Origin of the sequence: Flavonifractor sp. An10, assembly GCF_002161215.1 — a bacterium.
Lineage (GTDB): Bacteria > Bacillota > Clostridia > Oscillospirales > Oscillospiraceae > Flavonifractor > Flavonifractor avistercoris.
Genome location: NZ_NFMB01000004.1, coordinates 400,517 through 421,950 on the forward strand (window position 1 = coordinate 400,517; position 21,434 = coordinate 421,950).

15 protein-coding genes are annotated in these 21,434 nt (G+C 62.2%); 5 read left to right on the forward strand and 10 right to left on the reverse strand.

Features of this window, described 5'->3' with window-relative positions:
- The first annotated feature begins 62 nt into the window (after positions 1 to 62).
- A complete protein-coding gene (locus B5E42_RS09340; RefSeq protein ID WP_087238949.1) occupies positions 63 to 491 on the forward strand; it encodes a hypothetical protein in 429 nt (142 codons plus the stop codon).
- A 79-nt stretch (positions 492 to 570) separates the two neighbouring features.
- Here B5E42_RS09340 and B5E42_RS09345 read toward each other — a convergent pair whose 3' ends face one another.
- Both B5E42_RS09345 and spoIVB read right to left on the reverse strand, forming a co-directional pair.
- Entirely contained in the window at positions 571 to 4,755 is a 4,185-nt protein-coding gene (locus B5E42_RS09345) for an S-layer homology domain-containing protein (RefSeq protein WP_087238951.1), read from the reverse strand.
- 300 nt (positions 4,756 to 5,055) lie between these two features.
- Positions 5,056 to 6,093, reverse strand: a complete 1,038-nt coding sequence (gene spoIVB / locus B5E42_RS09350) for a SpoIVB peptidase (RefSeq protein ID WP_242967077.1) — start codon at positions 6,091 to 6,093, stop codon at positions 5,056 to 5,058.
- 292 nt (positions 6,094 to 6,385) lie between these two features.
- Between spoIVB and B5E42_RS09355 the strand changes: the two genes are divergently transcribed.
- From B5E42_RS09355 to B5E42_RS09365, 3 genes are all read left to right on the forward strand, one after another.
- Positions 6,386 to 6,880: a DUF6512 family protein gene (locus B5E42_RS09355; protein WP_087238955.1), complete on the forward strand. Its 495-nt coding sequence runs from the start codon at positions 6,386 to 6,388 to the stop codon at positions 6,878 to 6,880.
- Between the two features lie 185 nt (positions 6,881 to 7,065).
- Positions 7,066 to 7,512 carry an Hsp20/alpha crystallin family protein gene (locus B5E42_RS09360; protein WP_087238957.1) on the forward strand — a complete coding sequence of 149 codons (447 nt, stop codon included), beginning with the start codon at positions 7,066 to 7,068 and terminating at the stop codon, positions 7,510 to 7,512.
- A gap of 117 nt (positions 7,513 to 7,629) precedes the next feature.
- A complete protein-coding gene (locus B5E42_RS09365; protein ID WP_087238959.1) occupies positions 7,630 to 8,010 on the forward strand; it encodes a hypothetical protein in 381 nt (126 codons plus the stop codon).
- Between the two features lie 60 nt (positions 8,011 to 8,070).
- On the opposite strand, the gene B5E42_RS09370 is transcribed toward B5E42_RS09365, so the two are convergent.
- The 6 genes from B5E42_RS09370 to B5E42_RS09395 form a co-directional block, all read right to left on the reverse strand.
- Positions 8,071 to 11,655 carry an S-layer homology domain-containing protein gene (locus tag B5E42_RS09370; protein ID WP_087238961.1) on the reverse strand — a complete coding sequence of 1,195 codons (3,585 nt, stop codon included), beginning with the start codon at positions 11,653 to 11,655 and terminating at the stop codon, positions 8,071 to 8,073.
- Between the two features lie 290 nt (positions 11,656 to 11,945).
- The gene (locus B5E42_RS09375) at positions 11,946 to 13,487 is read right to left on the reverse strand and encodes an O-antigen ligase family protein (RefSeq protein ID WP_087238963.1); all 1,542 of its coding nucleotides are present in this window, start codon (positions 13,485 to 13,487) and stop codon (positions 11,946 to 11,948) included.
- A gap of 21 nt (positions 13,488 to 13,508) precedes the next feature.
- The gene (locus B5E42_RS09380; protein WP_242967087.1) at positions 13,509 to 14,612 is read right to left on the reverse strand and encodes a glycosyltransferase family 4 protein; all 1,104 of its coding nucleotides are present in this window, start codon (positions 14,610 to 14,612) and stop codon (positions 13,509 to 13,511) included.
- 83 nt (positions 14,613 to 14,695) lie between these two features.
- Positions 14,696 to 15,370: a helix-turn-helix transcriptional regulator gene (locus tag B5E42_RS09385; RefSeq protein WP_087238968.1), complete on the reverse strand. Its 675-nt coding sequence runs from the start codon at positions 15,368 to 15,370 to the stop codon at positions 14,696 to 14,698.
- Positions 15,371 to 15,857: 487 nt separating this feature from the next.
- Complete coding sequence (locus B5E42_RS09390; protein ID WP_087238971.1) at positions 15,858 to 16,289, reverse strand: GNAT family N-acetyltransferase; 432 nt, start codon at positions 16,287 to 16,289, stop codon at positions 15,858 to 15,860.
- Positions 16,290 to 16,292: 3 nt separating this feature from the next.
- Complete coding sequence (locus B5E42_RS09395; protein WP_087238973.1) at positions 16,293 to 18,740, reverse strand: cation-translocating P-type ATPase; 2,448 nt, start codon at positions 18,738 to 18,740, stop codon at positions 16,293 to 16,295.
- A 219-nt stretch (positions 18,741 to 18,959) separates the two neighbouring features.
- Between B5E42_RS09395 and B5E42_RS09400 the strand changes: the two genes are divergently transcribed.
- Complete coding sequence (locus B5E42_RS09400) at positions 18,960 to 19,235, forward strand: hypothetical protein (protein WP_087238975.1); 276 nt, start codon at positions 18,960 to 18,962, stop codon at positions 19,233 to 19,235.
- A gap of 223 nt (positions 19,236 to 19,458) precedes the next feature.
- On the opposite strand, the gene B5E42_RS09405 is transcribed toward B5E42_RS09400, so the two are convergent.
- Positions 19,459 to 20,403: an ROK family protein gene (locus tag B5E42_RS09405; RefSeq protein WP_087238977.1), complete on the reverse strand. Its 945-nt coding sequence runs from the start codon at positions 20,401 to 20,403 to the stop codon at positions 19,459 to 19,461.
- 75 nt (positions 20,404 to 20,478) lie between these two features.
- Positions 20,479 to 21,366: a DUF368 domain-containing protein gene (locus B5E42_RS09410; RefSeq protein ID WP_242967078.1), complete on the reverse strand. Its 888-nt coding sequence runs from the start codon at positions 21,364 to 21,366 to the stop codon at positions 20,479 to 20,481.
- Between the last annotated feature and the right edge of the window lie 68 nt (positions 21,367 to 21,434).

The following is a 21,434-nucleotide window of genomic DNA, read 5'->3' on the forward strand; positions in this document are numbered from 1 at the left end:
CTATAGACGGGTTCCCTCATACCGGAAAATCCCTCCCGGAATAACAACCGGGAGGGATTTTTATGGCAACCTATACAGAAAATTATCAGCTCCACCAGTGGGAGGCCAGCGACAACTTTCTCCGCACCGACTTCAACGAGGACTTTCAGAAAATCGATACCGCCGTCAAGGGGGTGGAGACGGCGGCGGACGCCAAGCTGGCGCAGAAGGCGGACAAGACAGCCCTGACGTCGCTGGCCGCCACGGTGGACGGGAAGGCGGAGATTGTCACGGGCAGCTATACGGGGAGCGGCGGCACAAAGACCGTGTCCCTGGGGTTCCAGCCCAAGCTGGTCGTTGTGCCGCTCAGCGCCTATTACACGGCCGCGGCGGCCGCCGGCGGGAGCCCCTCGCAGATTTTTGTGACTTCCAACGGCTTCAGCGCGCAGGACGGAGGTGTAACCAGCCCCAACGAGAGCGGGCGCACCTATTATTACGCCGCCCTGCGGTAGACGGAAAACAGCCCCGGAGCAGTGCTCCGGGGCTGTTCCCTGCGCGGGGGCTGATCCGGTAAAAAACGTGAGATTTTACTTACCAGGTCAGACCGCTGAAGTCGATGGTGTAGCTGACACCATTGAAGCTGTGAGTAGTAGTCTGATAAGTGCGGCTGTCGCTCACCAGCAGAAGCAGATTGTCGTCACCAATGGTGATGGAAACAATGGCCAGCTTGGTAGCGTTTGCACTGTGCTGCGTATTGTACCAACTCAGGATCTCAGAAGCTCCCACATCGCTCTTACCGGAAAGGTTATCATTGCCATACCAGAAGATGTTCAGAGAAAGCTGAGTCTGAGGATCCATGCTAGCAGTATTGTCGAGCGGAGTCATGGTTCCAATACTGCTCAGGGTGATCTTATGGTTGTTCTCGTCCACGTCCATTGCCACGTTGGTAGAGACACACTTCTCGACCCCCTCAAACTTGGAGCCCTTGACCGCGTCGATCACGTCCTGGGTGGAACCGGCAATATTGGCAAGGCCCTTCACATTGAAGGTGACATCCGCGGTGACCTTGTAGGTGGTGCTGGGCCTGGAGCCGGCGTCGCCGATCTCCACGATCTTGGTGCCCTCGGTGGCGGTCAGCTGCTGGTTGCCGGTCAGGCTGGAGGACACGGTGACCTCGGTGCCGGCGGCAACGACGTTAGTGTCGCTCACAGAACGGCCGCTGGGCATGGTGACACTCACATTGGCGCCAATGCGCACAATGTAGGCGTCCACGATAGCGAAGGTCTTGTTGGCGCTGGACTCCAGAGAACCGGCGTTTCTCCAATTCTGAGAAGTTCCGTCGCTGGGGACCTTGAAGGTGGCGGTATTGCCGGACACGGTCACGTCGCTAAAGCCGTCAGAGGCATACCCATAGGTGCTGTTGACCAGGAAATCACCGTTGGTAGTGCGGAAGTCGATGGTCTCGCCCTCGCCCACATAGCCCACGAAGGTGCCGTTGTAGGTCACGCGGTAGACCTGCTCCACGGGGATACGAACCGTCAGACCGGAGTCGACGTCCGTAGCGGTCACGGTGCCCATGGCGCTGTCGTTTACAGTCAGACCGCCGTTGCCCCACCAGGTGTTGCCGACCGTGATGTCGGTAAAGCCCTTGTCGCGCAGCTCATTGGTGATGGCGCGGGCCAGCTCCAGCTGAGTGGCGTTGTCGGGGTTGTAGACGCGGACGGTCTGCTGGTCATAGGTCACCCGCAGGTCGCCGGGGTCGTCCTTGTCGTCGGAGGGCTTGGAGTCGTCATAATCCCAGATCCAGGCGGTCTGGAGCACCTTGTTGTCATTGGTGGTGATGATGACGGCGTTCTTCAGCGCGCCCACCACAAAGTCGCCCTTGGAGACCTCGTCGCCAGCCTTGGACGCGTCGGTGACATCCCACACCTTGGAGTTGCCCACCAGAGTGGGATACACCCGGCCGGAGTAGTTGTAGTCGTTGTCCTTGTTGTTGTCCACGTCCAGAGTGCCGTTCTTCAGCAGCTCGGCGGTGGTGGCGGCGGTACGGCTGTTCAGGTTGAGGTCGTAGGTGCCGTCGGCGTTCTCGCTGTAGGTGTAGGCCACCATGTAGGCGTAGCCGTCGGGCTTGTCGAACTCGCTCTCATAGTCGTCCTTGCTGACATCGATGGACTTGGTGGTGCCGTCCTCGAACACCACGTTCAGCTCCAGGATCTTGGAGGTGACCGCGTTGGCGTCCAGGACCAGCAGCCAGTTCTGAGTGTTGGTGCTGGTGCGGGCGTTGAACAGGACCACCTCGGCCAGATTGGTGGCGGCGTAGGTCTTGTCCTCGGTCTTCTTCAGCACGGGGTAAACCTGAGCGCCGGTACCCTCAGCCACGTTGCTCATCTTGTCCCAGCCGGTGGCCACGCCATAGAGCACGTCGCCCTCCTTGTAGGAGGTCTCGTAGTACTTGCCGCCCTTCTTGAGGTCTTTGTCCTCCACCACATCGTAGTAGAAGGCGACGGTGTTCTTGTCGATGGCAAACACGCGGCCGCTGTCGGTGATGGCGCCGTCCTTGTCGTTGGTGGCCTTCACGGTCAGGTAGCCGTCGCCGTTCTCGTAGGCGCCGGTCAGCACGTACTGGGTGTTGGGGGTGGAAGAGGGATCACCACTAGCGTCACCGAACACCAGCTTATTGGCCGCCGCGTTCTCCTCCATGTAGACAACATCACCGCTGTTGAGGTTGCCGCGGTAGTCGCCCTTGTTGTCGGCCAGGAAGTCGCCCTCGCTGACCTTGGAAGTAACATCGCGGCTGTTTGCCAGGTTATGCTGGCTCAGGACGCTCTTGATGGTCAGCATATCGTCGTCGGACAGGGTGTAGGTGATCACGGTGCCAGCGGCGGCGCCGGTATCAAAGCCGCCCAGCACGTCCTCGGTGCCCATGTAGGCCCGCAGGTCGGCGTCATTGTCGCCGAAGGCGTTCTTCTTGGAGGCGTTCCAGTTGATGTAGTAGGTGCCCTCGGTGCCGTCGGCCTTGAGGATCTTCAGCTGGCCCTTCACGTCCAGGGCGTTCTTGGTCCAGGCGGAGTCCAGAACCAGGGCGTAGTTGGTCACGACCTCCTCAGCGGGGCGGAAGGCCACGATGTAGGAGCCGGTGGAGTCCAGGATGAAGTCGTACTTGGTGTCAAAGCCCACATCGCCCTTGGCATCCTCAATCAGGAAGCGGGCCATATCGGCATCCACCATGGTGATGGCATCCAGAATGTAGGACTGCTTGTAGGTGTCGCCGTCGTCGATGGTGATGTACAACTCGTCGTCCTTGTCGCGGTCCACACGGGTCATGGTGCCGGTCACGACCTCAGGCACGGTGATATAGGTGCGGCCGCCGTACTGCACATACAGGATCAGATCGTCGGTGGTGACGGTATCCTCGTTGGGATACACCACGTCGGCGAAGTCCACGGCGATGGTCTCGGTCTTGCCGTTCAGCAGATCCTTGGTGTCACGGGTGGGGGTGTAGAAACTGAGGGTCTCGTTCTTCTCGCTGTAGCGGGTGATCTTGGACAGGGTCTCCTGCAGGTACAGGACATAGTCCACGTCGCCGTCGTTGTTGTTGTCAATGACCTCGACGGAGATGCCGTTCAGGTTGAAGCTGGTGCCGTCCTTCTCGCTGGAGACGTAGTTGTTGATCATGGCCTCGGCGTCAGCCTCGGTCTTGTAGTAGCCGTAGTTCACATAGAACTCGGTCTCGTCGGTGATGGACAGCCCGGTGCCCTTCAGGTAGTCCTTCACGGTGTCCTCGGTGGCGGTGGTGGTCTGGATCACGTTCTGGTCATCCTTGGTGGCCACGCCCAGCACCTTGGAGTTGGACAGGATGGTGGTTTTTTCGATGTACAGAGTCACGGTCTTGCCCAGGTACTCCACGGGGGTATCCACGTTGAACTGGATCTGGCCGGGCTGACGCACGCCCTCGCCGGTGGTGGTGTTGGCGGTGGTGGAGGAGTACAGGATCACATTGTCCAGGGTGGTCTTGCCATCCTTCAGAGCCGCGTCGGAGTCAGTCTGGTCCAGCTCGGCCCACTTGTTGCCCACCACGACGCCCTCCACCTTGTACACGCCGTACATGGCGCTCAAGATGGTGCGGCTGTCGGCATAGGCCAGGGCGTAGCCGTTCTCGTACTTCTCGATCATCTCCACGTCCAGGGCGTTGTAGATCAGCAGAGCCGCGTCATCACGGTTCAGAGGCTGGCTTACGTCCTTGGTGAAGTTGCGGAAGATGCCCAGGCGGGAGGCCAGAGCGTTGGTGTTCAGCGCCCAGTCGGTGCCCTCCAGGCCCTCGATCTTGGGATCATAGCCGGCGGCCACCAGCAGCATCTTCGCAGCCTCCACAGCGGTGACGCCCGCGTCGGGGTCGAAGGTGCCGTTGCCGCGGCCGGCAATGATGCCGGTGGTGTAACAGAAGTTGATGTGGCCCTTGGCCCAGTGGCTGTCAACGTCAGTCAGGCCGGAGGGGCTGTTGACATACAGAGCGCTGTTGTCGGCGCCCTGGTTCATGATGACGGAGATCATCTTCGCCATCTGGGCACGGTCCACGCCCTCGCCAGGCGCATAGGAACCATCGGGCTTGCCCTCGATGATACCCAGCGTGGTGAGCATGGAAACCGCATCCTTGTTCACGATCTCTTCCCGGTCGGAGAAATCGTTGTAGCTCACAGCGGAAGCGCCGACGACCATCAGGCCAATGACCATAACGACGGCCAGCACCAGGCTGAGAGCCCGTTTGAGGTTTCTCATTTTGGATTTTCCTCCTTCTAAAATTTGAGGCTTGGATTGCCATATTCCACCAATATCCGGTAAAATAGGGAAATCAGAGGCGTATGACGACCCTTACATGCAATTTGAAGTGAGGAAATCCTGCGGTATTCAGACATTTTTAGCTTGATTTACAGCTTAAATATTCCCATGGTAGACATTTGGTAGACACGAGACGGCAAAAGAAAGGGCGCGCAGCGGGAAACCGCTGCGCGCCAATAGTTTGCGGGATTGATTTGGTAGACATCTGGTAGACATGGACTCAAATGTCCTCTGAGTCCGCTAGGCGTTTTCTCCCATTGCGGTTTCGGCCTGAGACAGCATCGTTTCGGCCAGGATGCCGTACCCTTGGGTCGGATCATTGACCAGTACATGGGTAACCGCGCCCACCAGCTTGCCGTTCTGAAGGATGGGGCTGCCGCTCATGCCCTGGACAATGCCGCCGGTGGCCTCCAGCAGGCGGGGGTCGGTGACCTTGAGCATCAGGTTCCGGGTGTCGCTGTCATTGGCGGGATAGAGATGGACGATCTCCACGGTGTACTCCTCCACCTGATCCCCCGCAATGTTGGAGAGGATCGTGGCCTCGCCCGTCCGCACCTCGCCGCGGGAGGCCACCGGCACGGGTTCCAGCCCCTGAAGCAGGCTCTTGTCCGTCAGAGTGCCGAAGACACCACCGGCTGTGTTGGCGGAGAGCTGCCCCAGCTCCCGCTGGGTCTGGAAGGCGCCGTGGAGCTCACCAGGGGCGCCCTTTTCCCCCTTCTGGACGTCGGTGACCTCCGAGTAGAGCAGAGCGCCGGACTGGAGGGGCATGAGCTTGGCGGTGTCCACGTCGCTGATGCCGTGGCCCAGGGCGCCGAAGCAGCCGGTCTCCGGATCACAGAAGGTCAGGGTGCCGATGCCCGCCATGGAGTCCCGGATCCACGCCCCCAGCTTGTACTGGCCGTCGCTGCCGCACTGGACGGCCTGGGCGGTGAGCTGGACAGTCTTGTCATCCCGCACGGCCCGGATGCTCATGGGCGCGCCGCCCACGGCCTGGAGGACGCTCTGCACCTCCTCGATGCTGTCCACCTCCTCCCTGTTGATGTGAGTGATGATGTCGCCCTCCCGCAGGCCGCAGTCCCGGGCGGGGGCACTGCTGCCGGTCTCGCCGGCCACCTCGGAAAAGCCAACCACCATCACGCCGTCGGAAAAGAGCTTGATGCCCACCGCCCGGCCCAGGGGCAGGACAGTGCGGGCCTCCGCGGCCCGGGCGGTTACAGCCGGTACCAATGACGCCGCCACCAGTGCCGCCGCCAGAACCGCCCCCAGCCACGGCCGCAATTTGGATTCCTCCTTCAAAGAACCACCCCTTTTGATGCAGAAATCGCGGCGCAGATCGTGCGCCGAGTTTAATATGGTCGGAAATCCGGCCGCCTTCTCTGGGAATGAAACGCTCTTTTGGCTTGGCCGGGATTCCCAGATGCCGCGCCGGCCGCCTTCCCGGTTTTATGCTGGAAGTGTCCTCTATACTTCCCATGATTTGTTATCTGTGTATTGGAAAACATCTGGATCCGGGTATGGGCGTCCATGCCGGTGCATATACTTCAACAGATTGAAACAGGGGGGATTTGCCATGTCCCGTATTTCCAAGGCGGCGCTGCTGGCGTTTGCGGTCGCCACGCTGGCGGGCTCCTGCCTGCACTTTGTCTATGCGCTGTTTCCCAACGGGCTCACCGCGGTGCTGGCCCCGGTGAACGAGAGCATCTGGGAGCACCTGAAAATCCTGGTCTGGCCCTGCGTGCTGGGGGCCGTCCCGCTGCTGCGGCGGGAGCCGGACGGCCTGGGGGCTAGGGCGTTTTCCCTGCTGCTTGCCGCCGGGCTCATGCTGGCGGCGGGCTGGCTGTATCACGGCGTGCTGGACGGCCGCGCCCTGCTCTTTGACGTGGTGCTTTACGTGCTGTGCATGGGTGTGTGTTTCCTGCTGCCGGCCTTCCTCCGGGGGAGCTTCTGGCGGGAAAAGGCGCGGCTCTGGTGTGGCCTGGTGCTCGCGCTGATGGTGCTGATGGTGGTGTTCACCTGGCTCCCGCCGGATGCCGCCCTGTTCCATGAACTGCCGAAAACGGATTGAATTACGGCCCATCTGGTCAATTATGACCTTTTTTCGTATGAAATATGTTTTTTCTGTAAACATTAGCACTCTCCTATTGACAGCGCTAATCCAAGGTGCTATAACATAGTTGTTCCAAGAGAGAGGAACCCAAAGGGCTCCTCCCGCAGGGCACAAGATAAGTGATAAGAATGGAGGAATGACTTATGTTGCCCAGCATCTTTGGTGAGAATTTGTTTGATGACTTTTTCACGGACGGCTTTATGCCGATTCCGGTGTGGAATGGACGCAGTCCCCTGTACGGCAAGCATGCCAAGAACCTGATGAAGACCGACGTGCGGGAGACCGACACCGGCTATGAGGTGGACATCGATCTGCCCGGCTTCAAAAAGGACGAGATCAGCGTGGAGCTGAAGGACGGCTACCTGACCGTCAGCGCCGCCAAGGGCTTGGATAAGGACGAGAAGGACAAACAGGGCAAGTATATCCGGCAGGAGCGCTACGCCGGCGCCTGCTCCCGCAGCTTCTATGTGGGCGAGGCCGTGCAGCCCGGCGAGGTTCACGCCAAGTACGAGGACGGCATCCTGCGGATTGACGTCCCCAAGAAGGAGACGCAGGCCGTGGAGTCCCCCAGCCGGATTGCCATCGGCTGAGCACGGAACACAGGGCCCCCGGCTCCGGTTTATCCGGGGCCGGGGGCCTTTCTGCCGCCCGCGTTCCCCAAGACCGGAAATATCCCTCCCGGCATGACCGCCGGGAGGGATATTTTTATGGCTACATACACAAGCAACTATCAGCTGCACCAGTGGGAGGCCAGCGACAGCTTCCTGCGTACCGACTTCAATACCGATTTCCAGAAAATCGACGCCGCCATCAAGGGGGTGGAGACGGAGGCCTTGGCCGAGGCGGGGAAGAAGTGTGAGCTGACTATTGGGCAGTTTACGGGCACGGGTGCAGGCACCTACACGGTAAACCTAGGCTTCCGGCCAAGGTTTTTGATGATCTGGGGCGAGTCGTACTCCGGATTCTGGTCAGAGGTCATGCGGGAAGATTATCTGACCATCACCGATAGCGGCTTCTCGATGGCATATTCTGAAAGAGGCCTTGCCAACTACAAAGGCAAGCCTTACTACTACCATGTGTTCCATTGAAAAAGCCCCCCGGGCCATAATGGCCCGGGGGGTATAGGGTCTTATGCTGATGAAGCTAACTTAGTAGCTCGCAGCAACGATGCCGGAGTACACAGGAGTCGCAGTCGGATTGGCAGCGGGGTCAACGTCGTACACAGTGACGCGGTAGAGGTTGCCAGCCGCCATGTTGATGGTGGTCAGAGTGGCAGTACCGCCGCTGACGGCGACCCGATCCACGTTGCCCACCGGCCAGAAGTCGGTGCCGTCCTTCAGCTCAACCTTAAACCAATAGGTCGCATCGGTGCCGGTGATGGTAATCTGGTTTTTGCCGGTGATCGCCAGAGTGGAGATCTTGTCAGCGGCCTTAATCTCCATCTTGAAGGTATAAGTCTCGCTGTCGGTGCCATCACTGGAGGTCACAGTAAAGCGGGCATAGTAGGTACCACTGCTTGCCGGGGCATTACCGCTGTTGGCCGTCCAGCCGCCGCCAGCCAGAGCGGGCGGAGTCGCATTGTTATAGACATCGACATGGCTGATCACGGCGCTGGGATCGCTGGTCACAATCGCGGCACAGATAGCACTGCTCTGACGCTGAGAATCAGAGATGGTGATCGTAGGCGCACCAGCAAAGCTGGCGCCTGCGGCCTGCTCAATCTGCTGGGGAGTGGCAGAAGAACCCTTGAAGGAGACAGAGCTCAGACCCACGTCATCCATATCGGGCATGTCATAGTCGGCCATGACGAAGGCGGCGCGGATCACCATGTCGCGGTCAAAGACCACAACAGCCTTCTGACCATCCCGCAGGGTAGTGGTGGGGCAGGTGGTGTCGTCGCTGTCCAGCTCGGTGATGTCGAAAATCACGCTGGTGTTCTTGTCAGCCAGACGGGTGTAATCCCAGTTCTTGTTGAGCGGAGCATTGGGATAGCCGATCAGGCTCTGCCAGTTGTTCATGTAGCCCACAAAGGCGGTGGTCAGGGTCTCGTAGCCATCCACCTTGGTGTACAGCTGAGACTCGCGGGTCAGACCCAGAGCAGTGAGCGCCTCGTCGGTGTCGTACACGTTGACGTACATATCGTCGGTGACGCGGACGTAGCCGGCGACGTGCTGGGCAGGCTCAGCGTCATCCTTCTCAAAGTGGGCGATACCCTTGGCGTCCTCGGTGTAGATGTAGACCTCGCCCACCTTGACGTCGCCGCCAAACTTGTCGGACGCATCATCGGACTTGACCTCGCGCAGGACGGTGCCGTCCATGGTCACGACGTCATAGTAGTAATAGTCGTCGGTGCTGACATTGTAGCTGCGGGCCACGTAGACGAACTCGTCCTGGCCAAACTGGGCCTGCTCGGTGTAGATCACGATGGCGGCGGCCACGTCGGTGATGCCGCTCTTCTTGATCACAGAGGCGTAGACCTTGTTGCTGCCGTCGATGGTAGCGGCGACATTGTCGCCGGCGGCATCGATCAGGCGGGCCATGTTGTCATAGCCGGTGACCACAGAGCCCTCCTCACCATCATAGTAGTAGATGACGGTGCTGGCGGAGATGCCGTAGTTGCCAGTGACACCCGGGGTGTTTGTCAGCTTGATTTGCACATCGCCCTTGGCGATATCATCGGCCAGATAAGGCTGGCTGGAGGTAAAGAACACATCATCGGTAATCGTAGTGCTGCCAATGGTGTAGTTATCACTGGAGCCGTTGTTGATGAGCTTGCCGGCCTTGGTGGTGCCGTCCTTCATGGTGGCGAAGGTGGGCAGGCTGATGGTGACCTCGTTGGTCTCCTCATTGATGGAGTAGGCCACCAGGTTGCCGGCCGCATGGCCGCCACTGGGATACTTCTGACCAGAGGTAACAGAGTAGTCGTAGTTGCCCAGGAACATCTTCAGAGCCTCATCCTTGGTCTTGCCGTCATAGGAGAAGTTCTTGGCGCTGGCATCCCAGTTCACGGTGTACTTGCCCTCGGTGCCGTCGGGCAGGAGCAGCTTCACCTGAGCGGAAGTATCCAGGTTGTTGGTGGACCAGGAGGAGTCCAGAACCAGGGCGTACTGGTCGGGCTTGGTGTCGACCTTCTTGAAGGCGGTGACATAGCCGTGGTTGTCCAGATAGTAGTTGTAGGTGGTGTCAAACTGGACGCCGTCATCACGGTTGTTCTCGCACTTCTCAACGTCGAACTTGTAGATATCAGCGGTGCGGATCACGGACAGGCCGTCGTCCTCATACTTCTCGCCATCCACGCGGATGTACTGGTTGTCGTAGTCCTCAACGTTGAAGAGCTCCATCTCGCCGGTGACATACTCGGCCAGCTCCACATAGTAGCGGTTGCCGTACTCCACGAAGAGCACCACGTCGCCGGCCTCGTAGTCGTCGTCGGTCTCGATGGTGTCCTCCACGCCCTTCAGGCTGATCTCGCCGCGGTCGGCGTTGGCCTTGGTGACGTCAGTCATGGTCTTCTCCAGGGAGAGGACGTAGTCGACGATGCCGTCATCATCGTTGTCGATGATGGTCAGGTCGGCGCCCTTCACATTGTAGGTGTTGTTGAAGGCGCGATCCTCGGGATCGGGGTTCTTGGCGCTGGGATCATACTGGCCGTAGTTCAGGAAGTACTCGGTATCCTCGTTGACGGTCAGGCTGTTGTCCCGCAGCAGCTTCTTCAGGGAGCCGTCGCCGGTGCCGTTGTCCACGTTGGCGTAGCTGGTGATCACCACGTTATCGTCGGACAGCACGGGGTCGCCGTACACGGTGGAGTTGGCCAGAATGGTGGTCTTCTTCACGTACATGGTGACGGTCTTGCCCAGCATATCAACGGGGGTGGAGACCTCGAAGGTGCCCACAGTGGTACGGTCGCTGGGGCTGTCCACCTGGGTGTTGGTGGTGGTGGAGAAAATGCCGCGGGGGTTCTCGATGCGGGTCAGGCCCTCACGCAGAGCCTCATCCTTGTCAGCACCCAGGGTGGCCCACTCGTTGGCGGTGACGACGCCCTCCACGCGGATCACACCGTACTTGTCGGACAGGATGGTGCGGTGGTCGGCGTAGGTCAGGGCGTAGCCGTTGGAGTACTGCTGAATCATCTCAACGTCCAGGGCGTTGTAGATCAGCAGGGCAGCGTCGTCGCGGCTCAGGGGGGCAGTCAGATCCTTGGTGAAGTTGCGGAAGATGCCCACGGAGTCGGCCATGGCGGACACATTCAGCGCCCAGTCGGTGCCAACGAAGCCCTCGGTGGCGGGGTCGTAGCCGATGGCCACCAGCAGCATCTTGGCGGCCTCCAGAGCGGTCACATCCGCGTTGGGGTCAAAGATCCCGGCACCGCGGCCGGCGATGATGCCGGTGGTGTAGCAATAGTTGATGTGGCCCTTGGCCCAGCTGGTGCTGATGTCGGTCAGGTCGGAGCTCACATTTTCGTAGAGCGCGGCGTTGTCCACGCCCTTGTTCATGATGACGGAGAGCATCTTCGCCATCTGGGCGCGGTCCACGTTCTCGGTGGGCGCATAGGATCCATCGGGCTTACCCTGGATGATGTCCAGAGCAACCAGCATGGAAACCGCGTCCTTGTTGACGATCTCGTCCTTGTCGGTGAGATCGTTGTAGCTCACAGCGGAAGCGCCGACGACCATCAGGCCAATGACCATAACGACGGCCAGCACCAGGCTGAGAGCCCGTTTGAGGTTTCTCATTTTGGATTTTCCTCCTTCTAAAATTTGAGGCTTGGATTGCCATATTCCACCAATATCCGGTAAAATAGGGAAATCAGAGGCGTATGACGACCCTTACATGCGGTTTGAAGTGAGGAAATCCTGCGGTATTCAGACAATTTTAGCTTGATTTGCAGCTTAAATGTTCCCATGGTAGACATTTGGTAGACATGAGGCGGCAAAAGAAAGGGCGCGCAGCGGGAAACCGCTGCACGCCAATGGATTACGGGATTGAATTGGTAGACATCTGGTAGACACGGACTCAAAACACATTACGCAGTGTGCCGGGTACGCTCCAGGTGGGTCAGCTTGACGCAGGCGCCGATGACGCCGAAGAGGAACCAGTAGGTGAACATATTCCGGGGGTAGTACCAGGTATACTCGGCCACGCCGATGACCAGGATTCCGCAGAAAGCGGCAATGGCCGCAGCCAGCATACGCTTGACCCGGGGATCCAGCGCGGCACAGAATGCCTTTACGCCGGTTTTGAGCCGCCACAGCAGCAGGGCCAGATAGGCCAGCATCCCCAGGATGCCGGTCTCCCCCCACATCTGCAGGTAATTGTTGTGAGTGTGGACGGGATAGGTGCCGTCGAAGTTGGTGGGATAGGTCTCAAAGACCTTCTTCATCACGTCGGTGCCCAGGCCGACGCCGCGGAACCAGTAGTCCTCCATCAGGTTCCTGGTGGTGTCATAGATGCCGAACCGATACTGGACAGAGCTGTCGTCACCGGCCCGGAAGATGGTCAGGATCCGGTTGTAGATGGTCTCCGGCAGGAAGGGGATGGCCGCCAGCCCCAGCACCAGGAACACGGGCACCCAGCGCCAGTTCATCAGGGCCAGGAAAACCACCAGCGCGAAGGCCAGGCCGATCCAGCTGGCGCGGCCGAGGGTGGCGCCAATGGCCACCAGTCCCAGAGCCAGAGAGAGCAGGGACAGGAGCTTGCCCCGCCACCTGCAGTTGAGGAAGAGGGCCAGATTCAGGGGCAGCAACATCTCCAGCTGCTCGGCAAAGTTGTTGGGGTTGTCGAAGAAGGAGTACACCCGGCCCGGCATGCCCTGGTTGAGGGCCATGTCCTGCTGGGAGGCCACGATATCCACGCCGACATAGCTCTGGTAGCAGCCGTAGAGGGCGGCGACGGACAGGCCCACCACCGCCAGGGACACCATGAGCTGGAGCTGTTCATACTTATGCACCGAGCTGACCACCAGCAGGACAATTAGGAAGGCGGTCAGGTGGAAGGCAAAGAAGCGCAGGGACAGGTGGGTGGACAGGGAGCCCACCAGGGCAATGCAGAGGAAGGCCATATAGATGGTGAAATAGGGCCCCTGGGCGTCCAGCTCCAGCTTGTGCCTGGAGCGGGAGGCGCTGCCCACCACAAACAGGCCGGTGAGGGCCACCGCCCCCATCAGGCCGTAGAGGTTGTTCCACCTCTCATGGGGGGCCATGAGCATGACCATCATGAACAGGCCCAGGAACAGGAAGGTACCGCCCCCCAGTGCACCCATCAGGCGGCAGAACAGGCTGCCGTCCCACACCCGCTTCCCCGCCCGGTAGGCGGCCTTGAAGACGGCGCAGGGGATGTTGATGATGGCGGTAAACAGGCGGCAGGCGATACTCCCCGGCCAGGCCCGGGGTATGCGCCCCTCCCGCCACACAAAGTTCCAGATGGCGCTGCCGTGGGCCTGGCGGACGGCCCAGTCCTGGAGCCGGTCGCAGGCCCGGCCCAGCACGCTGTTGGCCGCCGCGTTTTTCAGGCCCAGCCAGACAGCCAGGAAAAGGCGGACAAAGAGGCTGCTTTTGGTAATTGACATAGGCAAAAATACTCCTTGGAATCAGTCGTGGAGGGCTTTTTCATACACCCCATAGGTGGCCCGGCACATCTTATGGATTTCAAACTTGTCCTCGATGGTTTTGCGGGCGTTCTCCCGGCAGCGGGCCAGGAACTCCGGCTCCTCCAGGAAGCGCTTCATGGCAGAGGCCATGGAGTCCGGGTTGTCGTACTCCACCAGAAGGCCGCACCCGGCCTCGTCGTTGACGATGTCGGAGTTGCCCCCCATGTCGGTGGCGATCACCGGCAGGCCGGCGGCCATGGCCTCGATAATCAGGAAGGACAGGGCCTCGTGCTGGGAGGAGTTGACGTACAGATCGGAACCCTTGTACAGGTTCTTCATGTCCTTGCGGAAGCCGATGAATTTGACGCAGTCCTCCAGACCCAGCTCCGCCACCTGGGCCTTGGTGGGCTCCAGCAGGGGGCCGTCGCCTGCCAGCACCAGGGTGAAGGGCCTGCCCGTCCGCTCCGTCAGCCGCTTGACCGAGTCGATCAGGTACTTGTGGCCCTTGTCCTCGGCAAACCGGGAGGCGCACAGCATGACAAACCGGTCCTCGTCCAGGCCCAGCTCGGCCCGGAGGGTGGAGTCCGCCCGGCCTCCGGCCCAGGCGTCCAGATCCACCGCGTTGAAGATCACCTGGATCCGGTCGCCGCTCCAGCCGTTGGCGATGAGCTGCTCCTTCCCCTTGTTGCACACGGCGATCATCTGGTCCTGCCGCTTGTCCATCATCCGGTTGGACAGGCGGGTGATAAAGTCGTTGGCCAGCACGAAATGGTTGGTATACACCACCCGGATTTTTGGGTTGTATTTCTTGGACAGCAGGGCGGTGTAGTGCTCCCGCAGGTAGTGGCAGTGGATCAGGTCGATATCCCACTCCTTGCACAGGGCGGCCAGCTCCCTGGCGGCCTGCTTGTCGAACCGGCTGCGCATCTCCACCCGGCGGCAGGGCACCCCCATGGCCTCCAGCCGCTCCACCAGCAGGCCGCCCTCGTTGTAGGCGAAAAAGGGCTGCACCAGCCCGTCGGCGGAGAGATACTTCACCAGGGTCTCCACATACCGCTCCGTGCCCGCCTTGCCGGCGAAATTGAGCAGATAGAGCACCTTCATCACAGAAGGAACCCCCTTTACAAAGGGATAGGCGTGAGCCCATAAACTCACGCCTATCATTTTACTCGAATCCGCCTGGGAAATCAACCCGCTTTTCTCCCCCAGCCGCAGAAGATCAGCCCGCCGCACAGCAGATGGATGAGGCCAGAGGTATGGATCTGCGACAGGGCCAGCCACAGGCCCATCAGGCGAGGCCACACGCCCAAGAGATGGGCAAACTGGGGTAAAACCAGCACCAGCAGGACCAGCAGGGCGGCGCCCCCCAGCCCTGTCCAGAACAGGACCCGGCGGATGGCCGGGCTGCGGGGGTGGAGATCCCGCCAGATGCAAATCAGCGCGCACACCGCTATGCCAAGGGTCAGATAGACGGCGGGACCCAGCACGAACATGAACGCCATATAGGCCGTCCCGTCATAGGCGAGCCTCATATAGTCGGCGACGGTCGGCCTCCCGATGAGATAGATAGCCAGCAGGACGCCCCACACCGCCCACAGCACGGCGGCGGTGACGATTCTCTTCCGCCGGTTTTCCGGGGCATTATTGGGCTGCTCCACCGGCCGCGGGCCGTAGAGCAGCTCGTCCACGCTCACCCCCATGGCCTCCGCCGCGGCCAAAAGCACCTCCAGCTCGGGCAGATTCTGGTTCCGCTCCCAGTTGCTCACCGCCTGCCGGGTCACGTGGAGCTTGTCGGCCAGCTCCTCCTGGGTCAGGCCCTTCTGCCGCCGCAGACGCTTCAGATTTCGGGCGATGTCGTGCATAGACTCCCCTCCTCGCTGTCCCTATGGTAACAGAACCGGCCCGTTTTGTCACGCAAGCCCTCCTTGCATGGGTAATCCAGAGGGGCCCGGCCCCCGGGCGGCGCCTGCGCGGCGGGCGCCCCGCTTTTGATGGCAAAAGCGGGGGGAAAACCAGCAGGGGAGGGATTTCGATTTCCCTCCCCTGCACCCCTCCTTAAAACGACCAATCAGGGGGGACTCGGCCACGGGTTAAGGAAGATCTGATTTCTTTTTGGCTAAAACATACCACTGGCATGTTTCTTAACGCCAAAACCTATTGGATGTACCCCCCGAGCTGTCCTACAGGTAACATTCCGGCCGAGGGGGCTTACGTTGTAACGCCCCCTCGGCTCGGAGCGGGCGACCACAGGTCGCCCCTACGTAGGGCGCGGCATCCTTGACGCGCCGTTTGTCTCCGGCCGCTCTGTAGGGCGGGGGCTTGCCCCCGCCGTCCAATACGGAGGGCTAGTCACCTCTCCATGACAAAATTGGTCAGGCGCACGCCCCGGCGCTCCACCTGCTGCTCCCTCACCACGTGCCAGCCCCGCTTCTCAAAGAAGGGCCGGGCGGTGAGGGAGGCGTGGGTGAGCCGGGCGCCGGGCAGGGCGTCGCACAGGGCGGTGGCCACACCCCGGCCCTGCCAGTCCCGGTGGACATAGAGCCGATCCAGATAGCCGTCCTCTGCCAGATCGGCAAAGCCGATGATCATTCCGTTTTCCTCCGCCACCAGCGTCCGGTGGGCCAGCAGGGAGGCGTCCCAGGCGGCGGCGTCCAGCTCCGCCGGGGCCCAGACGTCCAGCTGCGACCGGGTGTAGTCCCGGGCGCAGACGGTGTGGACGGCATCGCGGAACAGGTTCAGAATATCGGGGAGATCCCCGCTTTGGTAGGCCCTCAGTTTCATGTCCTACCGCCTCCTGACCACCCGGCGGCCCAGGCGGCGGGTGCCGTTCCACAGGGTCTCGCCGGCATCGAAGAGGCCCAGCATGAACCGCATGATGGCATAGGCGGCGAAAAGGAACACCAGCAGCACCAGGAAGGCCTCCAGGCTCAGCTGGCTCAGGCCGAAGCTCTCCCCGAACCAGAGGATGCACACCAGGCCGGAGCCCGCCATGGCCCCCCACAGCACCCGGCGCTTCCAGTCGAAGGGCTTGCACACCTCATAGAGCACCAAAATGCCGATGACCACCAGCAGGATGGCGGACATGGTGGACAGCTCGCTCTCGGCAAAGCCGAACACCAGGTAGAAGGCCTCCACCCCCAGCACTACGATCAGGTCGGTGAGTCCGCCGGGCAGGGCGGAGCGGAACACGTTGGCCAGGAACTTGCCCTTGACCAGGCTGTGGTTGGGCTCCAGCGCCAGGAAGAAGGAGGGCACGCCGATGGTGATGGCGCTGAGGAAGGACAGCTGCAGCGGCGTCACCGGGTAGGGGAAGGTGGCAAACAGGGAGATGACGGCCAGCAGGAAGGAGAAGATGTTCTTCACCAGGTAGAGGGCGGCGGCCCGCTGGATGTTGTTGATCACCCGCCGCCCCTCGGCCACCACCTTGGGCATGGCGGAGAAGTCGGAGTTGAGGAGCACCAGCTGGGCGGCGTGGCAGGCGGCGTCGGAGCCGGAGGCCATGGCGATGCCGCAGTCGGCGTCCTTCAGAGCCAGCACGTCGTTGACGCCGTCGCCGGTCATGGCCACGGTGTGGCCCTGCTTCTGGAGGGCCCGCACCAGCCTGCGCTTCTGGTTGGGGGTCACCCGGCCGAACACGGTGTACTCCCGCACCGCCCGGTCAAAGTCGGCGTCGCTCTGGAGGGTCGCCGCGTCCACGTACTTCTCCGCCCCGGGGATCTCGGCCTGCCGGGCCACCTCGGCCACAGTGACCGGGTTGTCACCGGAGATGACCTTGACGGCCACCCCCTGCTCGGCAAAATAGCGGAAGGTCTTGGGGGCCGCCGGGCGGATGCGGTTGGACAGGGCTATCAGCGCCATGGGGGACACCCGCCGGGGATCCAGCCCCTTCTGGTCGGGCACCCCGTCGTACTCCGCCGCCAGCAGCACCCGGTACCCCTTCTCCGACCAGGGATCCACCGCCTCCTTCAAGTCGGCGTAGCGATTGCCCATGATGAACTCGGGGGCGCCCACCACGAAGGAGCCGTGGCCGGGGAACACCGCGCCGCTCCACTTGGTGGCGGAGGTGAAGGGGATGGTCTGGGCCGCGTGCCACAGGGACTTGCCGTGGAACTTCTGCTGCATGGCCCGGGCGGTATCGTTGTCCGCCTCCATGGACTGGTAGAAGGCGTTGAGGGTCTCGGTAACCACAGTCTCGGCGTACTTCTCCTCGTCCAGGTACACCACCTCCCCCACCTCCATGTGGGGCTCGGTGATGGTGCCCGTCTTGTCCACGCAGAGCACGTCCACCCGGGCCAGGGTCTCGATGCAGTTCATGTCCTGGGCCAGCACCTTGCCCCGGGCCAGGCGGAGCATGCTCACCGCCAGGGCCACGCTGGTCAGCAGATACAGCCCCTCGGGGATCATGCCGATGAGGGCGGCCACCATGGAGATCACCGCCTCCTGGGCGGTGCGCTCCAGAAAGACGAACTCCTTGACGAACAGGGCCACGCCGATGGGCACCAGCAGGATGCCGATGACCCGGATCAGCTTGTCAAGGGAGGACATCATCTCGCTCTTGCCCACGGTGACGTCCTTCTTGGCCTCGGTGGTCAGGCGGGCGGCGTAGGACTCCGCCCCCACCCGATCCAGACGGGCCCGGCACCGGCCGGACACCACGAAGGAGCCGGAGAGCAGCTCGTCGCCGGGGGCCTTGGTGATGGCGTCGGCCTCGCCGGTGATCAGGGCCTCGTTGACCTGGATCTGGCCGGAGAGGACGGTGGCGTCGGCGGGGATCTGGTCGCCGGAGGAGAGTTCCGCCACGTCGTCCCGCACCAGCTGGGCCGACGGCACGGAGATCAGGTTCCCCTCCCGCACCACGTTGGCCCGGGGGGCGGCCAGCAGGTTGAGCTTGTCGATGGTCTGCTTGGAGCGCAGCTGCTGGAAGATGCCGATGCCGGTGTTGGCCGCGGCGATGAGGAGGAAGAGCATGTCCTCAAAGGATCCCACCGCGATGAGCAGGGCCGCCAGCACCACAAAGATGAAGTTGAAGAAGGTGCACACGTTCTCCCGAACGATCTCCCCCACAGTCTTTGTGGGGGACTCCACCGGGTCGTTGGCCCAGCCGTGCTGCTGCCGCTCCTTCACCTGGTGGAGGCTGAGTCCCTGCTCCGGATCGGCGTTGACCCGGGGCACCTCCCGCCGGGGCTTTGGTGGCTCCGGCAGGGCCCGCTTGCGGGCGTGCTTTTGTTTCATGCTTCCGCCTCTGATCCCTTGGAATTTGAAAAACAGCGCGGACGTGCCGCGCGAATAGACCGCCTCGCGGTTGATTCACTAGACATTATAGTAGATCCCCGCCGCCGGAACAAGCCCGGCCTCTCAGAATTTACCGATTCTTCACACCCGATCCGGGCAGATTTCCGTTCTGTACCGCCCCTGCCCCGCACTATACTGGAGGGAAAGGAGGCGGAGCCTGTGGAGACCAGGCCGGAAAAGTCCCAGGCCCTCACCCGGCTGGCCCTGTGCGTCATCCTCGCCGTGGGGCTCTATGCCGGGGCGGGGAAGCTCCCCCAGCTGGAGCCCTGGAGGGGGTGGCTGGAGGGGCACAAGATCGAGGCCATTGCCGCGGCGGCGGCGGTGCTGTATGGGGTGTCCCTGCTCCTGTTTCCCCTGCCCAAGGAGGGGGAGGACGGAGTGGAGCCGGATGCCGGCCCCTGTGCCGGCTATGAACCAACGGAGGGCCCGCTCTGAGCGGGCCCTCCGTCCTGCTTCGAAAAAGCGGCAAAGCCGCTTTTTCAAAAAGGATCGCACGGCGGGAGGGCCTCGATTTCTTGCGAAAAAGTCGGCCCTTCCGCCATGAGAAGTGTCATTTCCGAGGCGCATGTCCCCGGAAATGACAGATTTGAACTTGATTCCGCCGCCTTCGGGCGGCGGAACTCTGCGAGGCCTTTCAGAAGACAGCTCCCCCTAGACCCTATCGGAACAGCGGCAGCAGGGCCGCGCCGATAATGCCCGCGTCGTTGCCCAGGGAGGCCCGCACCAGCCGGGTGCGGTGGAGGTTGTTGCGGGCATAGTCCTCCCGGTTGAGGATGTAGCGCACCGGGGCCATGAGGGTCTCCCCCTGGGCGGAGGGCCCGCCGCCGATGCACACCACCTCGGGCTGGAAGAGGTTCACCAGGCTGGCGATGCCGCAGCCCAGGTAGTCCACGTACTCGTCAATGACCCTGCCGGCGGCGGCGTCGCCCTGGGCCGCGGCGTCGAAGGGGGTGCGGCCGTTGACCTCCTCCGGGCTCCCCGCCAGCTTCCACAGCAGGGAGTTGGGATCCTCCTCCATCACCTCCCGGGTGCGCTTGATGAGGGCGGTGGCGGAGCAGTAGGCCTCAAAGCAGCCCCGGCGGCCGCAGGTGCAGGGCCGCCCGCCGTGCTCGATGACCATGTGGCCCGCCTCCATGCCGGCGTAGTTGAAGCCGGTGTAGAGCTTGCCGTTCAGCACCGCGCCGCTGCCCACCCCGGTGCCCAGGGTGACCAGCACCAGGGACTGGCTGCCCTTGCCCGCCCCGGCGGCGTACTCCCCCAGGGCGGCGGCGTTGGCGTCGTTCTCCAGGTAGATCTCCTTGCCCAGCCGCCTGCTCATCATCTCCGCCAGCGGCACGTTCCGGAAATCCAGGTTAGACCAGAATTTTACCACACCGTTCTCCGGGTCGATGGCCCCGGGGGAGCCGATGCCCACCGACGCGATGTCGTCCATGGAAAGCCCGGCGGCCTCCACGGCGGCCCGGGAGGCCGCCGCCATCTGGTCGGCCACCGCCTCAACACCCCGGGGCGTGGGCAGGCTGACCTTGCCCAGGACAGCCCCTTCCTCGTCCACCACGGCTGCGGCCACGTTGGTGCCGCCCAAATCGATACCCAAATATTTCATAGTCGCTCCTCCTGCTCAAAACGTAGCCACATTATAATACAGGAGCGGCCCCGGCACAAGAGGCAATGAGCCCGCTCACAGCCGGGAAACCCGGTGGATGATCAAAAAGCCGGCCAGCAGGGAGAGCAGGCAGGGCAGCCACTCCGCCGCGCCCGGCAGCCCGGGGAGCAGGGTGGGCAGGGAGGCCAGCATGAAGCCCAGAATCACCAGATAGGTGGCCCGGGGATAGCGGGTCATCAGCAGATCCAACGCCCTGGTGAACAGAAAGATCCCCGCCAGCAGCCCCAGGGCCAGGGGGAACAGGAAGGCCAGATCCAGGCGGGCAATGGCCGTCATCGTCCCGTCATACAGCCCCAGCAGCAGGAGCAGGTAGGACACGCTGATGCCGGGCAGCACCAGGGCCGCCGCCGCCAGCGCCCCCGCCAGCAGCAGGAGCAGGAAGCCCCCGGCCCCGCCGGCCGCCGCTTCATGGGCCGGAACCGGCAGGCGGTTCAGCGCCAGCACCAGCGCCGCCCCCAGCAGCACATAGACGGGCACCCGCCACTGGAAGTGCTGGATCCGGCTCTTCCGGTAGACGGCGGGCACGCTGCCCGCCACCGCCCCCAGGAAAAAGCAGCCGGTGGGGAGGGGGAACTGCTCCAGCAGGCCCAGCAGGGGCCGGGCCAGCAGGAGGATCCCGCCGCAGGCCCCCAGGCAGAACCAGAACAGCAGCCGCAGGCTCTCCCGTTTGTGGGCGCGGAAGCCGCTGACCGCCCGAACCAGCTGGTCATAGATGCCCAGGATGATGGCCGTGGTGCCGCCGCTGACCCCGGGGATCAGCATGGTTCCGCCCACCACGGCCCCTTTTGCCGCCGCAGCGGCGGCATATCTAAACCGGCTCAGGCGCTCCGGGGCCTCCGCGCTGCCGCCCGGCGGCTCCGCCTCCATGGGCCCCGGGGCCCCGTTCCACTGTTCCTTATCCATATCCATCATAGTCCACCTGCAAGGATGTGTTTTGCCGCCCCGGCGCCGGGGCGGAAGGGGCGGCCACC

Excerpts from the sequence above, each read along its gene's own strand:
- B5E42_RS09340 (WP_087238949.1), top strand. The coding sequence starts at position 63 with ATGGCAACCTATACAGAAAATTATCAGCTCCACCAGTGGGAGGCCAGC.
- B5E42_RS09345 (WP_087238951.1), bottom strand. The coding sequence starts at position 4,755 with ATGAGAAACCTCAAACGGGCTCTCAGCCTGGTGCTGGCCGTCGTTATG.
- B5E42_RS09355 (WP_087238955.1), top strand. The coding sequence starts at position 6,386 with ATGTCCCGTATTTCCAAGGCGGCGCTGCTGGCGTTTGCGGTCGCCACG.
- B5E42_RS09360 (WP_087238957.1), top strand. The coding sequence starts at position 7,066 with ATGTTGCCCAGCATCTTTGGTGAGAATTTGTTTGATGACTTTTTCACG.
- B5E42_RS09365 (WP_087238959.1), top strand. The coding sequence starts at position 7,630 with ATGGCTACATACACAAGCAACTATCAGCTGCACCAGTGGGAGGCCAGC.
- B5E42_RS09370 (WP_087238961.1), bottom strand. The coding sequence starts at position 11,655 with ATGAGAAACCTCAAACGGGCTCTCAGCCTGGTGCTGGCCGTCGTTATG.
- B5E42_RS09375 (WP_087238963.1), bottom strand. The coding sequence starts at position 13,487 with ATGTCAATTACCAAAAGCAGCCTCTTTGTCCGCCTTTTCCTGGCTGTC.
- B5E42_RS09380 (WP_242967087.1), bottom strand. The coding sequence starts at position 14,612 with ATGAAGGTGCTCTATCTGCTCAATTTCGCCGGCAAGGCGGGCACGGAG.
- B5E42_RS09385 (WP_087238968.1), bottom strand. The coding sequence starts at position 15,370 with ATGCACGACATCGCCCGAAATCTGAAGCGTCTGCGGCGGCAGAAGGGC.
- B5E42_RS09390 (WP_087238971.1), bottom strand. The coding sequence starts at position 16,289 with ATGAAACTGAGGGCCTACCAAAGCGGGGATCTCCCCGATATTCTGAAC.
- B5E42_RS09395 (WP_087238973.1), bottom strand. The coding sequence starts at position 18,740 with ATGAAACAAAAGCACGCCCGCAAGCGGGCCCTGCCGGAGCCACCAAAG.
- B5E42_RS09405 (WP_087238977.1), bottom strand. The coding sequence starts at position 20,403 with ATGAAATATTTGGGTATCGATTTGGGCGGCACCAACGTGGCCGCAGCC.
- B5E42_RS09410 (WP_242967078.1), bottom strand. The coding sequence starts at position 21,366 with ATGGATAAGGAACAGTGGAACGGGGCCCCGGGGCCCATGGAGGCGGAG.